Raw genomic sequence first — 22,626 nt, forward strand, 5'->3', positions numbered from 1 at the left:
ATTTTCTGCGGTGCGCCTCACCCCCGGCCCCCTCTCCGTGGGGAGAGGGGGAGCCAGACGATAGTAACGAGGTCGTTGTTTGTCAGAACGCACCCCTCTCCCAGAGGATTCTCCGCATCAAGGAGAGAGGGCCGGGGGTGGGGCTGTAACCGCCCGGATACAATTTCGGCTGGAACAGAACCAACTAGTTGAGGTCTATTCCAGCCGAATGAGGACTTGAGCCAAACGGAAACGAGGGATGGTAAATCAATCGGTTCCGCGCCCTGCCACTTCCAGATGTCGGGCATCGGGAAGTCGGGCGGGCACAACTGCTGGAAGGAAAAGGGGGAGGCTGTTCTTTCGGGGAAAGAACCGGCCGGTTGCTGCGCAGGAGTCACCAATGGCAGCGGGCAGCTTATCAGAAGGGGAGCGTGGCTCGGGAGCTTCAGGGTGCTACTCATTGGGGCTGCAAGTTAGGCCACAGGTCGTTTACTTTTTCACTTCGGCCGGAATTAATGCGTACAGCGCCTGCAAAAACCGGTCAACTTCGGCCTTGGTGATGTTGAGCGGGGGCAGCAGGCGCAGCACCGTGGGGTCGGAAGCGTTGCCCACAAAGATATGGTGCTCTGAGAGCAGCTGGTCGCGCAGGTCCTTGATGGGGAAGTCGTACTTGATGCCTACCATCAGGCCCCGGCCCCGGATTTCCTCGGCCCCAGCGTGGGCTTCCAGCTCCGTGCGCAGGTAGTCGCCCATTTCGGTAGCGTGAGCCAGCAGGTTCTCGTTTTCGATGACTTCCAGCACGGCCAGCGCGGCGGCGCAGGCCAAGTGGTTACCCCCGAAAGTTGTGCCCAGCAGGCCGTAGGAAGCTTTCAACTCGGGCGCAATCAGGATGCCACCGATGGGAAAGCCGTTGCCCATGCCTTTAGCCACCGAAATAACATCGGGCCGGATGCCGGCGTGCTGGTGGGCGAAGAACTTGCCGCTGCGACCGTAGCCGCTTTGCACCTCGTCAGCAATCAGCAGCGTACCGTACTGCTTACACAACGCGGCCAGAGCCTGCAGGAACTCATCGGAAGGCATGATGATACCACCCACACCCTGGATGGGCTCGATGATGGCCGCGCACACGTCGCCGCCCTGCAGCACTTGCTCTACTGCGGCCAAGTCATACTCCACGAAGGAAATGGCGTGGTCGGCGTTGAAGGGCGCTACAATTTTGGGGTTATCGGTGGCGGCTACCGCGCCACTGGTGCGGCCGTGGAAAGCACCTTTGAAAGCTACCACGCGCTTTTTGCCGGTGTGGAAGGAAGCCAGCTTCAGCGCATTCTCGTTGGCCTCAGCCCCGGAGTTGCACAGAAACAGCGTGTAATCCTCGTAGCCCGACACCCGCCCCAGCTTTTCGGCCAGCTCCCGCTGAATCGGAATCTGCACCGAGTTGGAGTAGAAGCCAATGTTGCCAAGCTGTTCAGTAAGGCGCTGCACGTAGTGCGGGTGGCTGTGGCCGATGCTGATAACGGCGTGCCCACCGTAAAAATCCAGATATTCCTGGCCCTTGTCGTCCCAAAGTTTCGCCCCCAGCGCCTTCACAGGCGTGATGTTGACGAGCGGATACACGTTGAAAAGCTCCATAGTTGTTGCGGTAATTCCAGTGTTCCCAGGGTTGAAACCCTGGGCTAGTCAGCGAAAAAACGAAGTAGGAAAAGCGGCCGGACGCTACGTAGCCCAGGGCTTCAGCCCTGGGGCACCCGCACCATTGGCATCAGTTAAAACAGCCCGGCCTTCAACCCCAGCCCCGTCGTTTCGGGCAGGCCGAAGATGAGGTTCATGTTCTGCACGGCTTGGCCGGAAGCGCCTTTCACCAAATTGTCGATAACGGAGGTAATGAGCAGCTGCTTGCCGAGTTTCTGCACGTGCAGCAGGCACTTGTTGGTGTTGACTACCTGTTTCAGGTGCACTTCCTTATCCGACACCGTGGTGAACGGCGCATCCTGGTAGAACTGCTGGTACAGCGCGCGGGCTTCGTCCTGGGTCAGGTCCGATGGCGTGTAGACGCTGGCGAAGATGCCCCGGCTGAAGTTACCACGGTACGGGATGAAGTGCATGGCGCTTTTCAGCTGCGGCTGTAGTTGCGTCAGGCTCTCCCCTATTTCGCCCAGGTGCTGGTGCGTGAACGGCTTGTAGATAGACACGTTATTGGTGCGCCAGGAGAAATGCACCGTTTCCGACAGGCTCTGCCCCGCGCCCGTGCTGCCCGTAATGGCCGACACGTGCACGTCGTCCATGAGCTTGCCGGCTTGGGCCAGCGGCAGCAGCGCCAGTTGAATGGCCGTGGCGAAGCAGCCAGGGTTAGCAATGCTCTGGGCCTGCTGGATGCGGCTCCGGTTCAGCTCCGGCAGCCCGTACACAAACTCCCGACCTTCAAACTCGGCATCGGCTTCCAGGCGGAAGTCGTTGCTGAGGTCGATGACGTGGGTGGTTTCGGGCAGTTCGTGCTTCGTCAGCCAGGCCTTGGAATTGCCGTGGCCCAGGCACAGGAAAACTACGTCTTCATCACCGGCCAGCTCCGAGACAAACACCAGGTCGGTTTCACCTACCAAGTCGTCGTGGACCTGGTAGATGGGGTTGCCGGCGTTGGAGGAACTTACGATGCCGCCCAGTTCCACGAACTCGTGGTGCAGCAGAATCCGCAGCAGTTCCCCCGCCGTGTAGCCGCCCCCCCCGACGATACCCGCCTTAATTTTCAGCCCAGCGGGCGTGTCCGAAGTGGTCCTACGACTTAAAGTCGTAGAACCACTCTCGTTGAACGACCCTTGCGGACCACCCTCGTTAAACGGCTCCTGGTTATTCATTGAAAGAAGAGTGAATCCGCAGCTGGTTGCTGAAGATTTTGATGAAGCCTTTCGCGTCGCGCGAGTCCCAGGCGTTGTTTTCCTCCCCATAGGTGGCCACCTTCGACTGCATCATATCAAAGTCCGACTCAATGCCCAGCAACTCAAACTGGTAGGGCTTCAAACTCACGTACACCGTGCCCGATACCCGTGCCTGCGACGACTCCAGGAAAGCCTCCATGTCGCGCATCACCGGGTCGAGGTACTGGGCCTCGTGCAGTAGCGTGCCGTACCAGTTGGCGATGTAGTCTTTGTGTAGCAGCTGCCAGCGGCTCAGCACGTGCTTTTCCAGCAAGTGGTGGCCTTTGATGAGGATCAGCGGCGCGGGTGCTTCGAAACCTACCCGTCCCTTGATGCCCAGAATCGTATCGCCCACGTGAGTGTCGCGGCCGATGGCATACTGGCCGGCCAGCTCGTTCAGGGCCACAATCAGATCCACCGGGTTCATGGTTTCGCCGTTCAGGGCTACCGGCTCGCCTTCCTCAAAGGTGATGCTAATTTCCTGGGGCTCGGTTTTGCTGAGCTGCGTGGGCCAGGCCGATTCCGGCAAACCCTGACGTGAGGTCAGGGTTTCAACGCCGCCCACGCTGGTTCCCCAGATGCCTTTGTTGATGGAGTATTTGGCCTTTTCCCAGCTCATTTCCACCCCGTTGGCCTGCAGATACTCAATTTCCTGCTGGCGCGAGAGGCCCAGGTCACGGATGGGCGTAATGATTTCCGTGTTGGGCGAAATCACCGAGAAAGCCACGTCGAAGCGCACTTGGTCGTTGCCGGCACCGGTGCTGCCGTGGGCAATGTAGTCGGCCTTGTTTTCGCGGGCATATTCGGCCAGGGCCAGGCTTTGGAACATGCGCTCCGCACTCACGCTCAGCGGGTAAGTATCGTTTTTCAGAATATTTCCCGCCAGCAGGTAGCGCAGACAGTCCTGGTAAAACCGCTCAGTCACGTCGATTACCTCATGGCGCTTGGAGCCCATTTCATAGGCGCGCTTTTCGATTTCGGCCAACTCCTGCTGTGAGAAACCGCCCGAGTTAACGATAACCGTATGGACTTCCAGGCCCAGCTCTTTCGTCAGATACACAACGCAATAGGACGTATCCAAACCGCCGCTGTAGGCGAGAACTACCTTTTTCTGAGACATGAGAAAATGAAAGGTGAAGAAAGCGAGAAGTGAAGCAAGTCAGATAGAGCGCGCCGGAGCGCAACCCATCATATTACTGCTCCTGACTCAGTATTTCGATGGTTTGCTGGCTGAATTTGTCGTTCAGGTTGTCGTACACCATACCGGTGCAGAGGCACATTTTGCGCTGATTTTCCATCAGGATGCCGTAGTTCTTGCAGCTGGAACAGCCCTTCCAGAAGTCGTCCGACTGCGTTAGCTCCGGAAACGTCACGGGGCGGTAGCCCAGCTCGTTGTTGATCTTCATCACGGCCGCGGAGGTGGTGATACCGAAGATTTTGGCGGCCGGGTACTTGGTGCGTGACAACTCAAACACCCGGTGCTTGATGGCACGGCCCAGGCCTTCCTTGCGCAGCTCGGTATTCACAATCAAGCCCGAGTTCACCACAAACTTGGCATCCTCGAAAGTTTCGATGTAGCAGAAACCGGCCAGCTGGTCGTCGATGAAGGCAATGATAGAGTCACCCTTTTCCATCTTCTTTACCAGATAGTTAGGATCACGCTTGGCAATGCCCACCCCGCGCGTTTTGGCGGATTCGGCATACCATTGACAGAGGGTTTCCACATACTGCGCATCGGCAGCATTGGCGACTCGTAAAATCATGGTCAGGACTCGGTTAGTGGCCGTTGTTATACGGCTACAGACTCGGAAAGACGAAAAGAAAGGGAGCAGACGGGGCTGCAGTGCGCTGCGGCGGTGGGGCCGGAAGCAGCAAAACCCGGAAGGCAGGTGGGCCCGTTGGGCTGGGAAGTGGGGCGTTCCGGCAGGGGCCGGAAGAAGTCGCACTGGAAATTACACTCGGACTAGGGTCTGTTGATTCGTGAAGATTCTCTTGGGGTGGGCTCCGGTAGGAGGACCCGGCGTCGGTTCGCGGTAGAGGCAGAACCCGGACGTACTATTGCAGCCAGCGGTTAAGCTGGCATGATTCGCACGACCAGTCTAGGTCGTCGCAGAAGTGCAATAGAAGAGAGTTGAATCATGACGGGTGCCGCAGAAGGGCGAGGGAGTGTTTTCACGGTTTAAATCGTTTAAACCGCTAAATCGTTGCAAAACTAGATGTTTTTTTTTGGAAACTTTGTGGCCTCAAGTGCAAAAAAAACTTCCGCCGTTGGCAGCATCCCGTAGAAGCCCCGGTAGTGCAAGTGCTCAATTTGGCCATTGCTGAATTGCTACGGCCATTTTTCTCCCCCTGTGATTGTATGCGCGAAGGCCTGAAAATTTTTAAGATTGGTGGTGGTATTATCGATGATGACACCCAGCTACGGCAGTTCCTGACGGCCCTGGCCCAGGTGCCGGGCCGCAAGCTGCTGGTGCACGGTGGGGGCAAAGGCGCCAGCCAGATGCTTACAGATTTGGGCATTGAACCAAAGATGGTGCAGGGCCGGCGCATTACCGATGCAGCTACCCTGGATATTGTGACAATGTTCTACGCCGGCAAAACCAATAAACAGGTAGTGAGCCTGTTGCAGGCCACCGGCATAAATGCCCTGGGGCTTTCCGGGGCCGATGGCAACGTCATTCGGGCCGTAAAACGACCGGTGAAGGATATCGACTACGGCTTCGTAGGCGACTTGCCCGCCGATGCAGTCAATACCCAGCTGCTGTCTCAACTACTGGAAAGCGGCCTTACACCCGTGTTCTGCGCCATCACGCATGATGGCCACGGCCAGTTGCTCAACACCAACGCCGACACTATTGCTAGTACCCTAGCCCGCGCTTTAGCCCCGCACTACGCGGTGGAGCTGCACTTCTGCTTCGAGAAAAACGGGGTGCTGCGCAATGTACACGACGACAGCTCGGTAATTCCGCAGATTACCGCCACTGAATATCAGCAGCTGAAGGCCGAGGGCATCATTGCCGCCGGCATGATTCCCAAGTTGGATAACGCCTTTACCGCGCTGGATGCCGGCGTGGAGCGGGTGGTAATTGAAAACGCGCTGCGCATTAACGAGCTGGTAAAAACCATTCTATGCCGGAGCTAATCGAACAGTTGGCAGAGGAGGCCATTGCTTTGCTGCGGGAGCTAATCCGCACGCCGTCCTTCTCGCGGGAGGAAGACCGCACGGCGGACTTGTTAGTGGAGTTTCTGACGCAGCAAGGCGCAGCTGTGCAGCGCGACGCCAACAACGTGTGGGCCGTGTCGAAGCATTTCAACCCCAGCAAACCGACCATCCTGCTTAACTCCCACCATGACACCGTGAAGCCCGGCAGCACCTGGATCTACGACCCGTTTGGAGCTGTGGTGGAAGGCGACCGACTGGCCGGCCTGGGCAGCAACGACGCGGGGGCCTCGGCGGTGAGTCTGCTGGCCACGTTTCTGTGTTTTGAGAACCAGAAAACTGCTCCGCCCTTTAATCTCATCTGCGCTATTACGGCCGAGGAGGAAGTATCCGGCGTGAACGGTATCCGGCGGCTACTCCCACTGCTGCCGAAAATAGACTTAGGCATTGTAGGCGAGCCGACGCAGATGGACTTGGCCGTGGCTGAAAAGGGCTTGGTGGTGCTGGATTGCGTAGCCCATGGCCGCACCGGCCACGCTGCCCGGGAGGAAGGCGAAAATGCCTTGTACAAAGCCGTAGCCGATATCCGGTGGATAGAAAACTTCCGCTTTCCGTTAGTTTCGGAGTTGCTGGGGCCGGTGAAAATGACGGTTACCCAAATTCAGGCCGGCTCCCAGCACAACGTGGTACCCGACCAGTGCACGTTCGTGGTGGATGTGCGCACTAACGAGCTGTACTCCAACCAGGAAGTAGTGGAACTGGTACGCCAACACGTGCAGTCCGATGTGGCACCCCGCTCCACCCATCTCAACTCCTCCCGTATTGCCCTCACGCACCCGCTGGTCCAGCGTGGGGTGGCGCTGGGCCGCCGTACCTTCGGCTCCGTTACCCTCTCCGACCAAAGCATGATGCCCTTCACGACAGTGAAAATCGGCCCCGGCGACTCGGCCCGCTCCCACACCCCCGACGAGTACATCCTGCTCAGCGAAATCCGGGCCGGCGTGCGGGGCTACATCGAGCTATTGGACGGGCTAGAGCTATAAATAAGCTAGTTCCCCTCCTTGGAAAGGAGGGGCTAGGGGTGGTTAACAATCGTTGAACAGCTCTGGAAATCTATGAATTAGCTTTAGCACTCGTTCTGTCACCATCATCCACCCCTAGCCCCTCCTTTCCAAGGAGGGGAACTAGCTTTCTAGCAACAACTGAACATGAAAATCTGGGATAAAGGCATTGCCGTCGATGAGAAAATTGAACGGTTCACGGTGGGCCGGGACCGGGAGCTGGATATGTACCTGGCGCAGTTTGACGTGCAGGCATCCAAGGCCCAAGCCAATATGCTAGCCGGCGCGGGCCTGATTTCCGTGGAGGAAAACCAGCAGTTGCAGCAAGGCCTGGCGGAGTTGGCGGCGCAAGTGGAAGCTGGCACCTTCACCATCGACGAGGATTTTGAGGACGTACATTCCAAAATCGAAGCCTACCTGACTGAGTACTACGGCGACGCGGGCAAGAAAATTCACACGGCCCGCTCCCGCAACGACCAAGTACTCACGGCCATTCAGCTCTTTCTCAAAGACTACACTCAGCGCACCGCCGCCCGCACCCTGGAGTTGGTAGAGGTGTTGCTGCAAAAAGCCGAAGCGCACAAAACCGACTTGATGCCTGGCTACACCCACTTCCAAGCCGCCATGCCCAGCTCCTTCGGCTTGTGGTTTTCAGCCTACGCCGAGCACCTGCTGCTGGATTTGGCCCTGTTTGAGGCGGCCCATACCGTAGCCGACCAGAACCCCTTGGGCTCCGGCGCCGGCTTCGGTAGCTCCTTTCCCATCGACCGGCTGCGGACTACCCAGGAAATGGGTTTTGGCAACTTGGCGGTAAGTAGTGTAGGGGCACAAATGCTGCGCGGTAAAACCGAGAAAACTGTGGCTTTCGCTTTAGCCGGTATGGCCGCCACTCTGGCCAAAATGGCCTATGACCTTGTGCTCTATAACTCCCAGGATTTGGCCTTTGTGGAGTTACCCAAGGAGTTTACCACCGGCTCCAGCATCATGCCCCACAAGAAAAACCCCGACGTATTTGAGCTGATCAGGGCGCGGTGTAATGCGTTACAGGCCCTGCCTAACACGCTGATGCTGACCACCAGTAACCTACCCAGCGGCTACCACCGTGACTTCCAGATTCTTAAGGAAATTCTGTTCGAGCCCATGATGCAGTTTCTCGACATCCTCGACATCGTGCTGTTTGCCCTGCCGCAACTGCGCATCAAGCCGGATTTGCTCAACCAGCCCAAGTACGATGCCGTGTTCACGGTAGAAAATATCAACCAGCTCATCCAGACGGGCACCCCTTTCCGCACAGCTTACAAGCAGGTAGGCCTGGCCGTGGAAGACAGGAGTTACGTGCCCCACAAAGAATTTCAAACTACTCATCTGGGCAGCATCCACAACGTGGGAGTAGAGGAAATCAGAGCGAAAGTGGTGCGGTTCCGGCAAGCAAGCCCACTCATTAGTGCCCACTAATAGCGTCGCTGTTTGCGCCAACTGAAAGAGCCACTCAACTTGTTTCCGGCATTATAGCACTCTGTGCACAGACGCTACCAAAGTGCACCTTCAACTCTCCTAGTCCTGCCTACACGCAGTTACCATGACAATGACAAAATTATGTACATTGTATTCAAAACACTGATAATCAAATAAATAATTTATTATTTGGTTTTGGTGAGTGATTACTCACATAAAAAAGTAAGCCAATACTTACTGGTTTCAAAATCATTGTGTAATATTGTCCCACTGACGGTAACGACTCCCACTAGTTACCGACCAACAATTCCCACGTTCTATTTATCCGGCTGAACTCCCACCCTCAGCCGGCCCTTTCGAAAATCGCGCGATTTTGCCCCCGGCTTTTTCGCCAGCAGGTCTTCGGAAACCACGTAGCCGGCCGATTCGGAACTCCCGAGTCGGCCGGCTTCTGTTTGACTGCTTGCCAGGGTCTTGCGGAAAACATGCTGCTTTTCTGAAAAAAAATGCGTTTTTAGCGGATAGAGCCCGAACTTGCGGCTTCGCTGGTACTATGGTGCCTCTTGCTTTTGCCTCCCTTCGCCGCGCTAAACCAACCGTTATATGACAAACCGCAAACAGCACATTGCCGACGTAGCATTGCAGCTCTTTGGGGACAAGGGCTTCGAAAATACTTCTACCCAGCTGATTGCCAAAGCCGCCGGAGTATCTGAAGCACTGATTTTCAAACACTTCGGCTCCAAAGATCAACTACTGGAGTTTGTAATCCGAAACGGCTACAAGCGCATTATTGAGGATAACCGGGGCGGTCTGGCCGAGCCAAATCCGCTGGCGTTTATCTACAGCGTAATCGAGTTGCCCTTTAAACTAGTGCAGGCCGAACCGCACTTTTGGAAGCTGCAGTACCGGTTGGCTGACTCGGAAATGGCCCGGCAGCAGCATGAGCGGTTTATGAAACCTGTGCCGGCCCTGTTGCGCGAAGCCTTTAAAAAGCTGGGGTACGCTGATCCTGACAAAGAAACGGAGCTACTATTGCTACTGGTAGAAGCCCTCTGGAAACAGGAAGCTACCAAAACTGATGATACGCACAGCCAAGGTATGCTGGACTTCATCAAGCAGAAGTATGCGCAGCAAGTGTAGCTCTGCCCCCAGAAATATGGCATAACGCATCACCGCCCCGTTTTGTAGTAACAGAACGGGGCGGTACGCATTTTATATCATTACTGCGTTAGGCTTGTTTGTCCAGACGCCGAAAAAACTTTAGCAACATCAGCAGCGGGGTTATTACCGTAATGAATAGTCCGAGCAGCCGCACGAAAGTCATAATATTAACTAGCGTCTTGCCGGTATTACCATAAAGATGCTCAAGGGTCCAAATAGTAGCTCCCATGTAGGCAACGAGCCCAACGATGCCACAAAGGAAGAGAGCCGTAAAGGAAGGGAGTTTGAACATAGCTGAAAGAGGATACGTGAGTAGATGCATAAATATAGTAAAAGCCCCAACCGATGTATCGGCTGGGGCTTTTGCTATGCAGAGTTTACTGTGAAGCTATAGGTGAATTACCTCACCGTAGGCAGCGGCGGCGGCCTCCATTACAGCCTCGCTCATGGTGGGGTGCGGGTGTACGGCCTTAATGATTTCGTGGCCGGTGGTTTCGAGCTTGCGGGCTACTACCACTTCGGCAATCATTTCGGTTACGTTGGAGCCAATCATGTGGGCCCCCAGCCACTCGCCGTATTTCTTGTCGAAAATAACCTTCACGAAGCCGTCCTTCACACCGCCGGCCGAGGCTTTGCCGGAAGCCGAGAAGGGGAATTTGCCTACCAGAATATCGTAGCCCTGCTTTTTGGCTTCTTCTTCGGTGAGGCCTACCGAGGCAATTTCCGGCGAAGCGTAGGTGCAACCGGGAATGTTCTGGTAGTTGAGCGGCTCGGGGTGGTGGCCGGCAATTTTCTCTACGCAGATAATACCCTCAGCGGAAGCTACGTGCGCCAGCGCCGGACCAGGCACGATGTCGCCAATGGCGTACACGCCGGGCACGTTGGTCTGGTAGAAGTCGTCCACGAGTACGCGGCCTTTCTCCACCTTAATACCCAGCTCCTCGATGCCGATGTTTTCGAGGTTGGTTACTACGCCGGCGGCGGACAGCACCACGTCGCAGGCAATCTGCTGCTCCCCTTTAGCGGTTTTGATGGTTACGTTGCAGCCTTCACCGCTGGTATCCACCTTGGTTACTTCGGCCGACGTCAGCACGTTTACGCCGATTTTCTTGAAAGATTTCTCCATCTGGCGGCTTATTTCTTCGTCCTCCACGGGCACGATGCGGGGCAGGTATTCCACCACCGTTACCTCGGAGCCCATGGTGCGGTAGAAGTAGGCAAACTCCACACCGATGGCGCCGGAACCCACTACTACCAGCCGTTTGGGTAGCTCGGGCAGCACCATGGCCTGGCGGTAGCCGATAATTTTCTTGCCGTCGATGGGCAGAGCGGGCAGCTCGCGGGAACGGGCGCCGGTAGCCAGAATGATGCTCTTGGCTTCCACGGTTTCCTTGCCGCCGTCAGCTTTGGTTACTTCTACTTTGCCGGCGGCCAGCACCTTGCCGGTGCCGGAAACCACATCAATCTTATTCTTTTTGAACAGGAAGTTGATGCCCTTGCTCATGCCATCGGCCACGCCCCGGCTGCGCTGAATTACCGCGCCGAAATCGTACCCAACGCCCTCGGCCGACAGACCGTAGTCTTTGGCGTGGTTGAGGTATTCAAATACCTGGGCGCTCTTGAGCAGGGCTTTGGTAGGAATACAGCCCCAGTTCAGGCAAATTCCGCCGAGCGACTCGCGCTCCACCACGCCTACTTTCAAGCCCAGCTGCGAAGCCCGGATAGCGGCTACGTACCCGCCGGGGCCGCTGCCGATAACGACCAGGTCGTATTGCAATGCCATATTGTGTTCAATTGAAGGTGAGGAAAGAAGAACCACCCGCAGCGGCTGGGCCGGGGCAAGGGCCGGGCAAAGATAGGCAGGCCGCGCTACTCCGCCGCGCTGCACTCCGGAACAGAGGGCAACCAACCACGACAAAATTTTGTGCCCTAGCTCAGCCTTTGCCGGTACCGGCGCGTACAAGGGCCATTGGCTGCCAGCCAACTACCTGTTTTCGACTGGATTTCCTCTTCATACTCATGAAATTACCCCTACTTTCCCTGCTGGCTGGTTCTACCCTTTTCCTGGCGGGGGCTTGTGCCCGAGGCACTACCGCCGATGTGGAACGCCCCACTTCCTCAGCCCGCAATGCCGCCCGGGAAACTGCCCTGGCCCAGCGCGCCGACTCGGCGTCACGGCCTACCTTGGCCACTGCCACGGCTTCGGCGTCCCCAGCCGTACCGTTGCCTGTAGAGCCAGCCGCCCGCAAAACCAACGCTGATTACCGGGAAGATATCCGGATAGCAGATCAAAAGCTCAAAGTAAAGCCCCGGGATTTTGACGCTCTGCTGGCTCGGGCTAAGGCCAAAAGCCACCTCAAGGACTACAAGGATGCCATGCCCGATTATAACTCGGCCCTGCGCCTGAAGCCAGCCAGTGCTGAGGCCTACTATAACCGGGGCCTGAACCGCCTGAAAATGAAAGAGTACAGCGCCGCCATTGTGGATTTCAGCAAAGCGGTGAAATACAATCCTACTGATAAGGAGGCCTACTTCGGGCGGGGGGCGGCCAAAATGCAGCTGTTCAATTTCAAAGGGGCCGTACCGGACTTCGCCAAAGCCATCAGCATCGATCCGAACTATGCTGACGCCTATGAGTACCGGGGCATTAGCTACGCCTCCATCAACAAGCCCGCGGAGGCTAAAGCCGACTTGGAAAAAGCTACCCAGCTCAACCCGGAAGCCGAAAAGAGCCTGCGCCGCTACGCCGGGAAGTAACGGCCATTGCGAGGACGAAGCACCCGAATGTATGCCCGTCATTGCGAGCGGAGCGAAGCAATCTTTCCTTTTCCGCAGCACCAACTCTTCCTCTACTCAAAAGCCCCTGACGCCTCCGCGGATGTCAGGGGCTTGCTGCTTTTCTGCGTTTTACGCCGCGAAAAGGCAGGATTGCTTCGGCTCCGCCTCGCAATGACGTTCGACTACTTGCCCAACAACAGTTTCATGTAAAAGCTGGGCTGGCGGAGCCGCTCGCGCAGGTCCAGGTCGAGGAACATGTTGCTGATGGTTTCGGCCAGGGTGGGGTTGTTGGCGGCGCGATTGGCAATGAAGTTAAACAGCCAGGGGTAGTTCAACAGCCGCTGCATGGCCCGGCTCAGGCGTAGCTCCTGCCAGAGGCGGTTGTACACGGCCGCATCGTAGCCTTTCAGGAAGGCCGGGGAGAAATCCTGCGCGGCCAGGGCCCGGGCGGCCCAGTCGGCAGCGTGGCGGCCCGATACCATACCGTGGCTGATGCCTTCCCCGCTGAACGGGTCGATGAGGGAACCGGCGTCGCCGAGCAGCAGGTAGCTAGGGCCCGAGAGCGGGCGGCGCTTGGACCCCAGCGGCAGCCCGAAGCCCCGCACCGGGCCCAGCCGCTCGGCGGTGGCAAATCGGTCTTTCAGGGCCGGGTGGGTGTGCAGCATTTCTTCCAGCCGCTCCCGCAGCTTCACTTTCTTCTTGGATACGGCCTCGGTAAGCATGCCCACGCCCACGTTAGCCTCGCCGTTGGGCAGCGGGAATACCCAGAGGTAGCCGGGCAGAAAGTCCTTGATGAAGTGCAGCTCGATAAAGTTATCCGGGTGCAGGCCCTGCACGCCCCGATAGTAAGCGCGCAGGCCGGCGCAATGGTGCTCGGGCTCCAGCTCGTGGCCGCCCACCACGCGGGCAAAGTGCGACTGCGCCCCGTTGGCTACCAACAGCAGCCGGCAGGTGGCAATTTCCTGACCATCGGCCGCCAGTAGGCGCCAGGTGCCATCGGGCAGGTGCTCGTGGCGGGCTACGTCGGTGTTTTCGCGGAAGTCGATTTCGGGGCGGCGGCGCACTTCTTCGATGAGGAAGTTATCGAAGTGGATGCGCTTGCTGATGTGGCCGGCAGACTGGTCGAGGGCGGGGTTGTAGCGGGGCTTGAACGGTACGGCCAGGCGGCGGCCGTTGGGGGCGTAGAAATCAATGCCCCAGCTGGGCAGCTGCATAGGCTCGGCCGCGAAACGGGCCGGCAGCTCCTCGCCTATCCGGCGCAGCTCACTGATGACTTTACCACTGAGCGCGTCGCCGCACACTTTGTCGCGGGGGAAGGTGGCCTTGTCGAGCAGCAGGCAATGGTGGCCGGCGTTGGCGAGGTGCAGAGCTGCCGTGGCCCCGCCTGGCCCCGCCCCCAGAATGCAGATATCGGTCATTTTGAGCTACTAGCTAGTGGCTGTTGGCTGCTAGCTTATGGAAGAGAATAGGGCCGCAAGCTACGGCAAAGCGGGTAGTATTCGGTGAACTGAAAAAGCGAATCGCTACCAGCAGATAGCTAACAGCTTCTATCCCCTATCTTCGCCCTCATGACTCAACTGCTCGACGGAAAAGTGGCCCTGATTACGGGTGCTTCCAAAGGAATTGGCCGCGCCATTGCGGTGTATTTCGCCCAACAGGGCGCTCAGGTGGCTTTCACCTACCTTTCCAGCGTGGAGAAAGGCCAGCAGCTGGAACTGGAGCTGGCAGCCCACGGCTCCAAGGTGAAAGGTTTCCGCTCCGACGCCTCCATCTACGCCGAAGCCGAGAAGCTGGTGGACGACGTAGTGGCTGAATTCAGTAAGCTGGATATTCTGGTGAACAACGCCGGCATTACGCAGGACGGCCTGCTCATGCGCATGAGCGAACAGCAGTGGGACCAGGTTATTGCCGTGAACCTGAAGTCGGTGTTCAACCTCACCAAGGCGGCCACCAAGCCCATGATGCGCGCCAAAGCCGGCAGCATCATCAACATGACCTCGGTAGTCGGCATCAAAGGCAATGCCGGCCAGGCCAACTACGCGGCCTCCAAATCGGGTATTATCGGCTTCACCAAATCGGTGGCGCTGGAGCTGGGCTCCCGCAACATCCGCTGCAACGCCATTGCCCCCGGCTTTATCGAAACGGAAATGACCGACGCCCTCGACCCTAAGCAGGTGGATGAGTGGCGCAAGGCCATTCCGCTGAAGCGCGGCGGCAAGCCCGAGGACATTGCCAAAGCCACCGCCTTCCTGGCCTCCGACGATTCGTCGTACATCACCGGCCAGGTACTGCAGGTAGATGGCGGCATGCTGACCTAAGGCTAATAACATACTTCATTGAACGTCATGCTGAGCTTGTCGAAGCATCTCTACCGAATAATAGCTGCACGGTAGAGATGCTTCGACAGGCCCAGCATGATGCTTTTGGAGTAGTACAATATGAAGAGGGCTCTCTACTTTTTGTCTCTGACCGCAATTCTGGTTTTTCTTTTATCCACGTTACTCTGGATTGGGCTGTAACTATACAGACCTTATGCGCAGCGGGAAACCGTACTTGCAAGAATTCAGCTCTTTAATCAGGAGCAAACAACCCAACAGGCGGTAAGAGCAGATACACTTGCCCCGGCAGCTCATAATTGAAAGCACATGCGCCGTCCCTTATCTATTGCGCTGGCCCTGCTGTTGATTGTAGCCGCTATGGCCGCCACGCACCTGCAGCATCGGTTTAGTCGGTTTCAGCGGCGGCACCGGGGCGAGCTGACGATTTTGTCCATTTCGCTGCAGCTACGTGAGGGGGATTTGATTTTTCATACCTCCCGCTCGGCCCAGAGCCAGGCAATTCAGCTAGCTACCCACTCCCAGTACAGCCACTGCGGCATGCTGCTGCGGCAGGGCGGCGAGTGGCAGGTGCTGGAGGCCGTGCAGCCGGTGCGCCTCACCCCGCTGGAACAGTGGATTGGTCGCGGCCGGGGCAGCCACTTTGTAGTGAAGTGCCTGCGCGACGCCGACCAGATACTCACGCCCGCCACCCTGCGCCGCCTTCGGCGCACCGGCCTGCAGTACCAGGGCCGCCCCTACGACCTGTATTTCGGCTGGAGCAACGAACGGCTGTACTGCTCCGAACTACTCTGGAAAACCTACCAGCAGGCCACCGGCCGCGAAATCGGAAAGCTCCAACAGCTGCGCGACTTCGACCTCTCCCACCCCGCCGTGCAGCAGAAGCTGCGGGAGCGGTACGGCAACCGCCTTCCGCTAAACGAGCCGGTCATTTCCCCCGTCGCCATGTTTGATAGTCCGGAGCTGGTGAAGGTGCTGCAGCGGTGATACGGCCCCACCGGTCCGGCGGCTCTTTCAGCCGTCGGACCGGTCGTCGCAAGCAGATGTTGTTTACCTCAGTCGTTCCGGCACTTCGTGCACGCGGTAACCGGCCCGACGGCTGAAAGAGCCGCCGGACCGGGACAATCCCGCCTTACTTTGCGCCGCATCCGTAAGCGCTTCTGACTACCTCTGACTACTCCATGAGCAAAGCCGTTTTCATTGCCACTGCTGAGCCGTACAGCGGCAAATCCGTTGTGACGCTGGGGCTGGTGCATCTGCTGCTGGGGCAGGCGCAGCGGGTGGGCTACTTCAAGCCCATCATCACGCCCCTCGCCGACGGCCAGCCCGACTACCACATCCAGACCGTATTGCATCACTTCCAGATGCCCCTCGCCTACCCCGAAACCTACGCTTACACCGGCCAGGAAGCCCTGCGCATGGTGGAGGGCGGCCGCGCCGGGGAGCTGCTCGATACCATCATCCACCGCTTCAAGCAGCTGGAAGCCGCCCACGATTTTGTGGTGGTGGAAGGCACCGATTTTGTGGGCAGCAGCCTGGCTTTGGAGTTGGACCTCAACTGGCAGGTGGCCCGCAACCTGAGCGTGCCGGTGGTACTGCTGATTTCGGGGCTGGGCAAAACGGTGGAGCAGCTCGTCAACGCGGCGCTTTCCATCCGGCGCGACGCGCTGGAAAGTGAGGTGCAGGTGCTGGCCTTGGTGCTCAACCGCGTGGCTCCGGCGCAGCTGGACGAGGTGCGCACCCTGCTCCGCGACCAGCTTCCGCCCGAAACCCAGCTGGCCCTTATTCCGGAAAGCCCGGCTTTGCGCAGCCCCACCATGCAGGAAATCCACGACCAGTTGGGCGGGGAGCTGCTATTCGGGGCCGACCAGTTGGCCAACCCCGTCGACCACTTCATCAACGGCTCGATGCAGGTGCCTAACTTTTTGCTGCGCCTGGAGGAAAACGTGCTCATCATCACGCCCGGCGACCGGGCCGACCTTATTCTGAGCGCCCTTCAGGCCAATATGTCGGCCAGCTACCCGCGGGTGGCGGGGCTGGTGCTCACCAGCGGCTACCGGCCCGAGGACTCGGTGCTGCGCCTGATTGAGGGCCTGCCCGTGGCCGTGCCCATGCTGCTGGTGGAGTCGGGCACGTTCCAGACCACCACCCGCATCGGCAACATTCAGGCGCGCATCGGACCGCAGCAAACCAAGAAAATACGGCTGGCTATCCAGACGTTTGAGCGCCACCTCGATGCGCCGCGCCTGTTGGAGCAGCTCAGCACGTTTGCGCCGCGCGGCCTCACGCCGCACATGTTCCAGTACCAGCTGCTGCAGTGGGCGCGCAGCCAACGCAAGCACATTGTGCTGCCCGAGGGCAACGACGACCGGGTGCTGCGCGCGGCGGCCCGCCTGCTGGAGCAGGACGTGGTGAGCCTCACCATCCTCGGCGACCCAACCCAGATTCTGGCCGCCGCTAAGCGCCTCGGCCGCCCCCTGGACCCGCAGCGCGTGCAGCTGCTCGACCCGGCCCGCTCCGCGCTGTTTCAGGACTTCGCCGAAACGCTGTTTGAGCTGCGCCGCAGCAAAGGCGTGACCCTGGAAATGGCCCGCGACCTGATGACCGACGTATCGTATTTCGGCTCGATGCTAGTGTACAAGGGCCTCGCCGACGGCATGGTGTCGGGGGCGGTGCACACCACGCAGCACACCATTCGGCCGGCGCTGCAGTTCATCAAGACGCGGCCGGGCGTGTCGGTGGTGTCGTCGGTGTTCTTTATGTGCCTGCCGGATCGGGTGGCGGTGTTTGGCGACTGCGCCGTGAACCCCAACCCAACCGCCGAGCAGTTGGCCGAAATTGCCATTTCCTCGGCCGACAGCTCCCGGCGCTTCGGCATCGAGCCGCGGGTGGCCATGCTGTCCTACTCCTCCGGCACCTCCGGCGAGGGCGCCGACGTGGACAAGGTGCGCCAGGCCACCCAGCTTGTGCGCCAGCTCCGCCCCAATTTGCTGGTGGAAGGCCCCATCCAGTACGATGCCGCCGTAGACCCCGCCGTGGGCCAGCAGAAGCTGCCCGGCTCGCCGGTAGCCGGCCAGGCCAGCGTGCTCATCTTCCCCGACCTGAACACCGGCAACAACACCTACAAAGCCGTGCAGCGCGAAACCGGGGCCCTGGCCATCGGCCCGATGCTGCAGGGCCTGAACAAGCCCGTCAACGACCTGAGCCGCGGCTGCACCGTCGACGACATTTACAACACGGTACTGCTGACGGCCATTCAGGCACAGGGCTAGTTTCGGCAGCCGCAGAAAGGCCCCGTTGCTTCAGGCGAAGCAGCGGGACCTTTTGGTTTTTTGAGTGACGGTTTCAGGGCTTGAGACAGACGGGAAACCGTATTGCGCCGACCATATGCCTGCGCTATGGCTACATTGACAACTGCTTTTCAGCCTAACTTCGCCAGGGCCAGGTTAAGGGCGGTTTTTGTTCGGCGGCAATTTGGCCGTTTTCAATACCTGGTTGGCCTGCTCCAGCTTTTGAGGAAACATCACCTGGTCCCGATATGCGTTGAGCGTGGGGTCAATGGTGATGAAATTCCACTTTTTCAGGTTTAGCGGTTGCGTCGTTTTCATAAGGTACAAGTTAGGAAAGTTTGCGCTGTGCCAGAAAACCCTCATACGTTACCTGCGGCTCAAAGTCCAGGAAGTCCTCACCGATACGACCGTACAGGTAAAAGTCGCGCTGCATCTGGTCGTAGTGGCGGTTGATGCCCATCCGGTAAAGCCGCGTCCGGTTCATCGTGCTTCCCTGAGCATACACAAAAGCAGTTGGGTTACGTTCAAGAAACGCATAAACTGCCGCTACTACGGTTGCCAGAATCTTGCTGGTGTCGCTGTTGTCGGAAACAGCAAGATCATCAATAGCCCCAGTTTCGGGATGCTTGTCGCCAAAAGCGAGGTTGTACACATCGGGAGCGGTGGTGCGCTGAAATTCAATGAGTTTGCGGATGGCCCCGTTCGGCCCTTCACTAATAAATTCAAAGCGAGTTAACTCTTCTTCCGATTTAAGCTGATATTTATCAAGTTGCATAATGGCCGATATTTAATTAGGGTACACAGCTTCAAATCTGCATATCAGAATGACGTAAAGCACACATTGTAAACTGCTTATCCTATCAGCATTCTGCTTTTTAATAATTCTTCAATAAGCGGCCTTGTATATTTTATGTCAGGGCTAATACTCTTGTCGTCATTGGCTCTATGATATTCGCCAGCATCAAAAGCTTCGAAACATTCCCACGCCACAGCTGTGAAGGGATACGTCTTAACGAAATAATCATCATTTACCCAAAATGAGTAAAGGTTGTTCATAATACAATCAGCTGCCTCATAGCTAATTTTCCCCTTCCAGTATTTTAAAGCAGTTTCAATCGACAGTTCCTCAATCAAGGCAGTGGGAAATTCTTTCGGGTTATCCAGAATACTAGAAACTTGGTTTGTGCTTAGAATCCCATCTGATAATTCTGCAAGTATTCTTTCCATACTAACATTTTATTTTAACAAGCCTCTTACTACTGTGGCTGAGTAAGCCCTGAATAATGCGAATATCGGTACCAGCCACCAACTACCTGCGCCACACGTCCTTTTTGCGGGTAAACCGTACTAGCATGGCGTACCCCCGCAGTCGTTAAGTACCAGCTGGCCCGCTGAACTTCGGCGCTGGGCCGGCAGTCAACGTACAGCTGCTCCGGATACCTTTGCAGCGGCCTGCCGCCCGATAACCCGGGCACGCGGGCCGGCTGCACGCTTACAACTCTGCTTTTTTCACCCAATCAACCTACATGGCCTCCGGACTTTTTGCCTTACTAGATGATATTTCGGCTTTAGTGAAAGTCAGTGCCGCCAGCCTGGACGATGTGCCGGCGCAGGTGGCCAAAACCACCGGCAAAGTGTCGGGCATCGTGATTGACGACACGGCCGTGACGCCCAAGTACGTGGTCGGCCTCGACCCCAGCCGGGAGCTGTCCATCATCTACCAGATTGCCAAAAAGTCGCTGTTCAATAAGCTGCTGATTCTGACGCCGGCGGCGCTGGTGCTGGGCTACTTCGCGCCCTGGGCCATTACGCCCATCCTGATGCTGGGCGGGGCTTACCTGTGCTACGAGGGCTACGAGAAGGTGCATTCCATGTTCAGCAAGCACCCCGAGGCCCATGCGGAAACCGAGCAGTTGGAAACCATTACGCCCGAGGAGCTGGAAAAGCAGCGCGTGGCCGGCGCCGTCCGCACCGACATCATTCTGTCGGCCGAAATCATGGCCATTGCCTACAGCCAGGTAACCGACCAGCCCATCGTGAACCAGATTATCGTGATGCTGGCCGTGGCGGTGTTCATCACGGTGGCGGTGTACGGCTTCGTGGGGCTGATTGTGAAGGCCGACGACATCGGCCTGCATCTGGCCGAGGGCGACAACAGCGCCGCCACCAAAAGCTTCGGCCGCGGCCTCGTGAAGTTCATGCCGAAGTTTCTCAGCATCCTGAGCTACGTGGGCACCGCCGCCATGCTGTGGGTAGGCTTCGAGATTGTGGCGCACGGCATCCCGTTTCTGCACCACCTGCTGGAGCAGCTCAAAGCTTCCCTGGCCGGCGTACCAGCTTTGGCTTGGCTGGCCGGCGTGCTGGCCTGCGCCATTGGCGGCATAGGACTGGGTTTCCTGGTTGACCAGGTAGTACGGCTGGTGAAGAAGATGCTGCCGGCTAAGAAGGAGTCGGCGGCACAGTAGCGCGAACTTTGTAGTTCGCGTCCCCGCATCTTACTATAGCACGTCATACTGAGCTTGCCGAAGCATCTCTACCGCTTCGTTGGATTTACAAAGAGTTCTGACGCCGATGCTTGGAGTATTCGTCCTGGATCATTCCACTTGCCAAAAACTTATCAGCTGACGCTCCATAGGTTTCAACCGCAAATGCAACAGCATCTTCCACTGAATTGAACTCATTGAGTGCTCCATCAGGAAACTCATCCGAGTCCAGTGCAGAAAACTCGTAAACGTCATAGAAATCTTCGTCACCTTCATCCACGGATTCGAAGTAGGTAACGGTGAACTGATTTCCATCTTTGCTGATGGATAACCACCTTATATAGCTGTACTCAGTTTCTTGCACGTAGGACAGCCATTGCTCAATTTCCTTTCCTAGATGGACACGCGCTTTTAGCTCTGCAGGATATAGGTAGGTTGACATCATTATTGATTTAGAAGATTAAATGTAGGAGGAAGCCGGTAGAGATGCTTCGGCAAGCTCAGCATGACGACCCGGTGTTCTGCCGCACTCCCAATCAGCTCCGATTTCTCCTTGTCATTCCCCATGCACATCTTCGTCATCAACTCCGGCAGCAGCTCGCTGAAGTACCAACTGTTTCGCTGGCCGCAGGAGCAGCCGCTGGCCCGCGGGCTGGTGGAGCGCATCGGCCTGCCTGATGGCCAGCTCACGCACACCACCCTGCAACCCGACGGCCAAGAGCACACCGAGCGCCACACCCTGCCCATCCCCGACCACCGCACCGGCCTAGAGGCAGCCATGCGCCTGCTCACTGACCCCGAAACCGGCGTGCTGCAAAACCCTGCCGATGTGCAGTTGGTGGGCCACCGGGCCGTGCACGGCGGCGAGGAGTTTCGGGAGCCGACGCTGGTGACGCCGGAGGTGAAGGCCCGCATCCGGGAGCTGTTTCCGCTGGCTCCGCTGCACAACCCGGCCAACCTGCTGGGCATGGAGGTGGCCGAGCAGCTATTTCCGCAGGCCCGGCAAGTGGCGGTGTTCGACACGGCGTTTCACAGCACGCTGCCACCCCACGCCTACCGCTTTGCCTTGCCCGAGGAGCTGTACACCGAGCACGGACTGCGCGCTTACGGTTTCCACGGCACCAGCCACCAGTTTGTGAGCCGCGAAACCCTGCGCTACCTGGGCCAGCCCGACGCCCGCGTTATCACGGTGCACCTGGGCAACGGCTGCAGCATGACCGCCACCGTAGCCGGCCGCGCCGTGGATACCAGCATGGGCTTCGGCCCCATGAACGGCCTGGTGATGGGCACCCGCGCCGGCGACACCGACCAGGCCGTCATTTTCCACCTGGTAGAGCAGCTGGGCTACTCGCTCGACGACGTGAAGAACCTGCTCAACAAGGAAAGCGGCATGCTCGGCCTCACCGGCCACAACGACATGCGCGACATCACGCGCCAACTCAACGAAGGCGACCCGCGCGCCCGCCTCGCCTACGACCTCTACGCCTACCGCATCAAGAAGTACCTCGGCAGCTTCCTGGCCGTCCTCAACGGGGCCGAAGCCGTGGTGTTCACGGGCGGCGTGGGCGAAAACGACGCGCTGGTGCGCCAGCTGGTGTGCGCCAACCTGGATTTCCTGGGCATTGCGCTGGATGAAGCGCAAAACGCCCGCCGCGCCCCCGGCATCCGCGACTTATCGGCAGCCGGCAGCCGGGTACGGGTACTGGTGGTGCCCACCAACGAGGAGCTGGAAATTGCGCGGCTGTGTGCGAAAATGATAGCTTAATACTGGTCAATTAGTTGACAGGGCAGTAGTAAAAACACCTGTCATTTAGCAGGCATGAAGAGTTGGTTCCGTAGCTGCCTAAACCTGCTCCAATCATCAGCTGGACAAAGTCGAATGTGTGTGTCATTGTGTTGTAGGGAAAAAGCATTTCCTCCATGAGATGGTGGTACATACTTAAAACTGCGGATAGTAAGTTCTTGCACGTAGCGTAAAACGTCGGCCTCTTGTGCGGCTGTGAGCTGGACCGTT

Annotated in this window: 20 protein-coding genes; 10 read left to right on the top strand and 10 right to left on the bottom strand. The window is 57.9% G+C overall.

Annotation, left to right across the window (positions count from 1 at the left end; translation table 11 throughout):
- Positions 1-468 precede the first annotated feature (468 nt).
- The 4 genes from ABIB60_RS12550 to ABIB60_RS12565 all read right to left on the bottom strand — a co-directional run bounded on the left by ABIB60_RS12550 (position 469) and on the right by ABIB60_RS12565 (position 4,651).
- Complete coding sequence (locus ABIB60_RS12550) at positions 469-1,608, bottom strand: aspartate aminotransferase family protein (RefSeq protein ID WP_354580286.1); 1,140 nt, start codon at positions 1,606-1,608, stop codon at positions 469-471.
- A gap of 134 nt (positions 1,609-1,742) precedes the next feature.
- Entirely contained in the window at positions 1,743-2,723 is a 981-nt protein-coding gene (gene argC / locus ABIB60_RS12555; protein WP_354580410.1) for an N-acetyl-gamma-glutamyl-phosphate reductase, read from the bottom strand.
- A 97-nt stretch (positions 2,724-2,820) separates the two neighbouring features.
- Complete coding sequence (gene argG / locus ABIB60_RS12560) at positions 2,821-4,008, bottom strand: argininosuccinate synthase (protein WP_354580288.1); 1,188 nt, start codon at positions 4,006-4,008, stop codon at positions 2,821-2,823.
- 73 nt (positions 4,009-4,081) lie between these two features.
- Positions 4,082-4,651: a GNAT family N-acetyltransferase gene (locus ABIB60_RS12565; RefSeq protein WP_315998750.1), complete on the bottom strand. Its 570-nt coding sequence runs from the start codon at positions 4,649-4,651 to the stop codon at positions 4,082-4,084.
- A 596-nt stretch (positions 4,652-5,247) separates the two neighbouring features.
- Between ABIB60_RS12565 and argB the strand changes: the two genes are divergently transcribed.
- From argB to ABIB60_RS12585, 4 genes are all read left to right on the top strand, one after another.
- On the top strand, positions 5,248-6,030 hold the full coding sequence (argB, locus tag ABIB60_RS12570; protein WP_354580289.1) for an acetylglutamate kinase: 783 nt from the start codon (positions 5,248-5,250) through the stop codon (positions 6,028-6,030).
- Positions 6,018-7,091: a M20 family metallo-hydrolase gene (locus ABIB60_RS12575; RefSeq protein WP_354580290.1), complete on the top strand. Its 1,074-nt coding sequence runs from the start codon at positions 6,018-6,020 to the stop codon at positions 7,089-7,091. The genes argB and ABIB60_RS12575 overlap by 13 nt, the downstream gene beginning before the upstream one ends.
- Positions 7,092-7,256: 165 nt before the next feature.
- Positions 7,257-8,564: an argininosuccinate lyase gene (gene argH / locus ABIB60_RS12580; RefSeq protein ID WP_354580292.1), complete on the top strand. Its 1,308-nt coding sequence runs from the start codon at positions 7,257-7,259 to the stop codon at positions 8,562-8,564.
- A 603-nt stretch (positions 8,565-9,167) separates the two neighbouring features.
- Complete coding sequence (locus tag ABIB60_RS12585; RefSeq protein ID WP_354580293.1) at positions 9,168-9,704, top strand: TetR/AcrR family transcriptional regulator; 537 nt, start codon at positions 9,168-9,170, stop codon at positions 9,702-9,704.
- A 409-nt stretch (positions 9,705-10,113) separates the two neighbouring features.
- Here the strand turns inward: ABIB60_RS12585 and lpdA are convergent, their stop codons facing one another.
- The gene (gene lpdA, locus ABIB60_RS12590) at positions 10,114-11,508 is read right to left on the bottom strand and encodes a dihydrolipoyl dehydrogenase (RefSeq protein ID WP_354580295.1); all 1,395 of its coding nucleotides are present in this window, start codon (positions 11,506-11,508) and stop codon (positions 10,114-10,116) included.
- A gap of 236 nt (positions 11,509-11,744) precedes the next feature.
- On the opposite strand from lpdA, the gene ABIB60_RS12595 reads away from it, so the two are divergent.
- Positions 11,745-12,482, top strand: coding sequence for a tetratricopeptide repeat protein (locus tag ABIB60_RS12595; protein ID WP_354580296.1), 738 nt, complete (start codon positions 11,745-11,747; stop codon positions 12,480-12,482).
- Between the two features lie 203 nt (positions 12,483-12,685).
- Here the strand turns inward: ABIB60_RS12595 and ABIB60_RS12600 are convergent, their stop codons facing one another.
- Positions 12,686-13,921 carry a geranylgeranyl reductase family protein gene (locus tag ABIB60_RS12600; RefSeq protein WP_354580298.1) on the bottom strand — a complete coding sequence of 412 codons (1,236 nt, stop codon included), beginning with the start codon at positions 13,919-13,921 and terminating at the stop codon, positions 12,686-12,688.
- A 150-nt stretch (positions 13,922-14,071) separates the two neighbouring features.
- Between ABIB60_RS12600 and fabG the strand changes: the two genes are divergently transcribed.
- The 3 genes from fabG to pta all read left to right on the top strand — a co-directional run bounded on the left by fabG (position 14,072) and on the right by pta (position 18,111).
- Positions 14,072-14,821, top strand: coding sequence for a 3-oxoacyl-[acyl-carrier-protein] reductase (gene fabG, locus ABIB60_RS12605; RefSeq protein ID WP_354580299.1), 750 nt, complete (start codon positions 14,072-14,074; stop codon positions 14,819-14,821).
- A gap of 327 nt (positions 14,822-15,148) precedes the next feature.
- The gene (locus ABIB60_RS12610; protein ID WP_354580300.1) at positions 15,149-15,826 is read left to right on the top strand and encodes a YiiX family permuted papain-like enzyme; all 678 of its coding nucleotides are present in this window, start codon (positions 15,149-15,151) and stop codon (positions 15,824-15,826) included.
- 194 nt (positions 15,827-16,020) lie between these two features.
- Positions 16,021-18,111: a phosphate acetyltransferase gene (pta, locus tag ABIB60_RS12615; protein ID WP_354580302.1), complete on the top strand. Its 2,091-nt coding sequence runs from the start codon at positions 16,021-16,023 to the stop codon at positions 18,109-18,111.
- Between the two features lie 174 nt (positions 18,112-18,285).
- Here pta and ABIB60_RS12620 read toward each other — a convergent pair whose 3' ends face one another.
- From ABIB60_RS12620 to ABIB60_RS12630, 3 genes are all read right to left on the bottom strand, one after another.
- Entirely contained in the window at positions 18,286-18,447 is a 162-nt protein-coding gene (locus ABIB60_RS12620) for a hypothetical protein (RefSeq protein WP_354580304.1), read from the bottom strand.
- Between the two features lie 10 nt (positions 18,448-18,457).
- Positions 18,458-18,904, bottom strand: a complete 447-nt coding sequence (locus ABIB60_RS12625; protein ID WP_354580306.1) for a DUF6934 family protein — start codon at positions 18,902-18,904, stop codon at positions 18,458-18,460.
- Positions 18,905-18,981: 77 nt separating this feature from the next.
- A complete protein-coding gene (locus ABIB60_RS12630; protein WP_354580308.1) occupies positions 18,982-19,356 on the bottom strand; it encodes a hypothetical protein in 375 nt (124 codons plus the stop codon).
- A 299-nt stretch (positions 19,357-19,655) separates the two neighbouring features.
- On the opposite strand from ABIB60_RS12630, the gene ABIB60_RS12635 reads away from it, so the two are divergent.
- Positions 19,656-20,594 (top strand): DUF808 domain-containing protein, encoded by a 939-nt coding sequence (locus tag ABIB60_RS12635; protein WP_354580310.1) that lies wholly within the window; start codon positions 19,656-19,658, stop codon positions 20,592-20,594.
- A gap of 85 nt (positions 20,595-20,679) precedes the next feature.
- On the opposite strand, the gene ABIB60_RS12640 is transcribed toward ABIB60_RS12635, so the two are convergent.
- Positions 20,680-21,057, bottom strand: a complete 378-nt coding sequence (locus ABIB60_RS12640; RefSeq protein ID WP_354580312.1) for a hypothetical protein — start codon at positions 21,055-21,057, stop codon at positions 20,680-20,682.
- Positions 21,058-21,177: 120 nt separating this feature from the next.
- On the opposite strand from ABIB60_RS12640, the gene ABIB60_RS12645 reads away from it, so the two are divergent.
- The gene (locus ABIB60_RS12645) at positions 21,178-22,377 is read left to right on the top strand and encodes an acetate/propionate family kinase (protein ID WP_354580314.1); all 1,200 of its coding nucleotides are present in this window, start codon (positions 21,178-21,180) and stop codon (positions 22,375-22,377) included.
- The last annotated feature ends 249 nt before the right edge of the window (positions 22,378-22,626 follow it).

The organism is Hymenobacter sp. UYP22 (assembly GCF_040547285.1).
In the GTDB taxonomy this organism is placed as follows: Bacteria; Bacteroidota; Bacteroidia; order Cytophagales; family Hymenobacteraceae; genus Hymenobacter.

Bases quoted from the DNA above. Each gene is read 5' to 3' on its own strand.
- ABIB60_RS12550 (WP_354580286.1), bottom strand. From the start codon at position 1,608: ATGGAGCTTTTCAACGTGTATCCGCTCGTCAACATCACGCCTGTGAAG.
- argG (WP_354580288.1), bottom strand. From the start codon at position 4,008: ATGTCTCAGAAAAAGGTAGTTCTCGCCTACAGCGGCGGTTTGGATACG.
- ABIB60_RS12565 (WP_315998750.1), bottom strand. From the start codon at position 4,651: ATGATTTTACGAGTCGCCAATGCTGCCGATGCGCAGTATGTGGAAACC.
- argB (WP_354580289.1), top strand. From the start codon at position 5,248: ATGCGCGAAGGCCTGAAAATTTTTAAGATTGGTGGTGGTATTATCGAT.
- ABIB60_RS12575 (WP_354580290.1), top strand. From the start codon at position 6,018: ATGCCGGAGCTAATCGAACAGTTGGCAGAGGAGGCCATTGCTTTGCTG.
- argH (WP_354580292.1), top strand. From the start codon at position 7,257: ATGAAAATCTGGGATAAAGGCATTGCCGTCGATGAGAAAATTGAACGG.
- ABIB60_RS12585 (WP_354580293.1), top strand. From the start codon at position 9,168: ATGACAAACCGCAAACAGCACATTGCCGACGTAGCATTGCAGCTCTTT.
- lpdA (WP_354580295.1), bottom strand. From the start codon at position 11,508: ATGGCATTGCAATACGACCTGGTCGTTATCGGCAGCGGCCCCGGCGGG.
- ABIB60_RS12595 (WP_354580296.1), top strand. From the start codon at position 11,745: ATGAAATTACCCCTACTTTCCCTGCTGGCTGGTTCTACCCTTTTCCTG.
- ABIB60_RS12600 (WP_354580298.1), bottom strand. From the start codon at position 13,921: ATGACCGATATCTGCATTCTGGGGGCGGGGCCAGGCGGGGCCACGGCA.
- fabG (WP_354580299.1), top strand. From the start codon at position 14,072: ATGACTCAACTGCTCGACGGAAAAGTGGCCCTGATTACGGGTGCTTCC.
- ABIB60_RS12610 (WP_354580300.1), top strand. From the start codon at position 15,149: ATGCGCCGTCCCTTATCTATTGCGCTGGCCCTGCTGTTGATTGTAGCC.
- pta (WP_354580302.1), top strand. From the start codon at position 16,021: ATGAGCAAAGCCGTTTTCATTGCCACTGCTGAGCCGTACAGCGGCAAA.
- ABIB60_RS12620 (WP_354580304.1), bottom strand. From the start codon at position 18,447: ATGAAAACGACGCAACCGCTAAACCTGAAAAAGTGGAATTTCATCACC.
- ABIB60_RS12625 (WP_354580306.1), bottom strand. From the start codon at position 18,904: ATGCAACTTGATAAATATCAGCTTAAATCGGAAGAAGAGTTAACTCGC.
- ABIB60_RS12630 (WP_354580308.1), bottom strand. From the start codon at position 19,356: ATGGAAAGAATACTTGCAGAATTATCAGATGGGATTCTAAGCACAAAC.
- ABIB60_RS12635 (WP_354580310.1), top strand. From the start codon at position 19,656: ATGGCCTCCGGACTTTTTGCCTTACTAGATGATATTTCGGCTTTAGTG.
- ABIB60_RS12640 (WP_354580312.1), bottom strand. From the start codon at position 21,057: ATGATGTCAACCTACCTATATCCTGCAGAGCTAAAAGCGCGTGTCCAT.
- ABIB60_RS12645 (WP_354580314.1), top strand. From the start codon at position 21,178: ATGCACATCTTCGTCATCAACTCCGGCAGCAGCTCGCTGAAGTACCAA.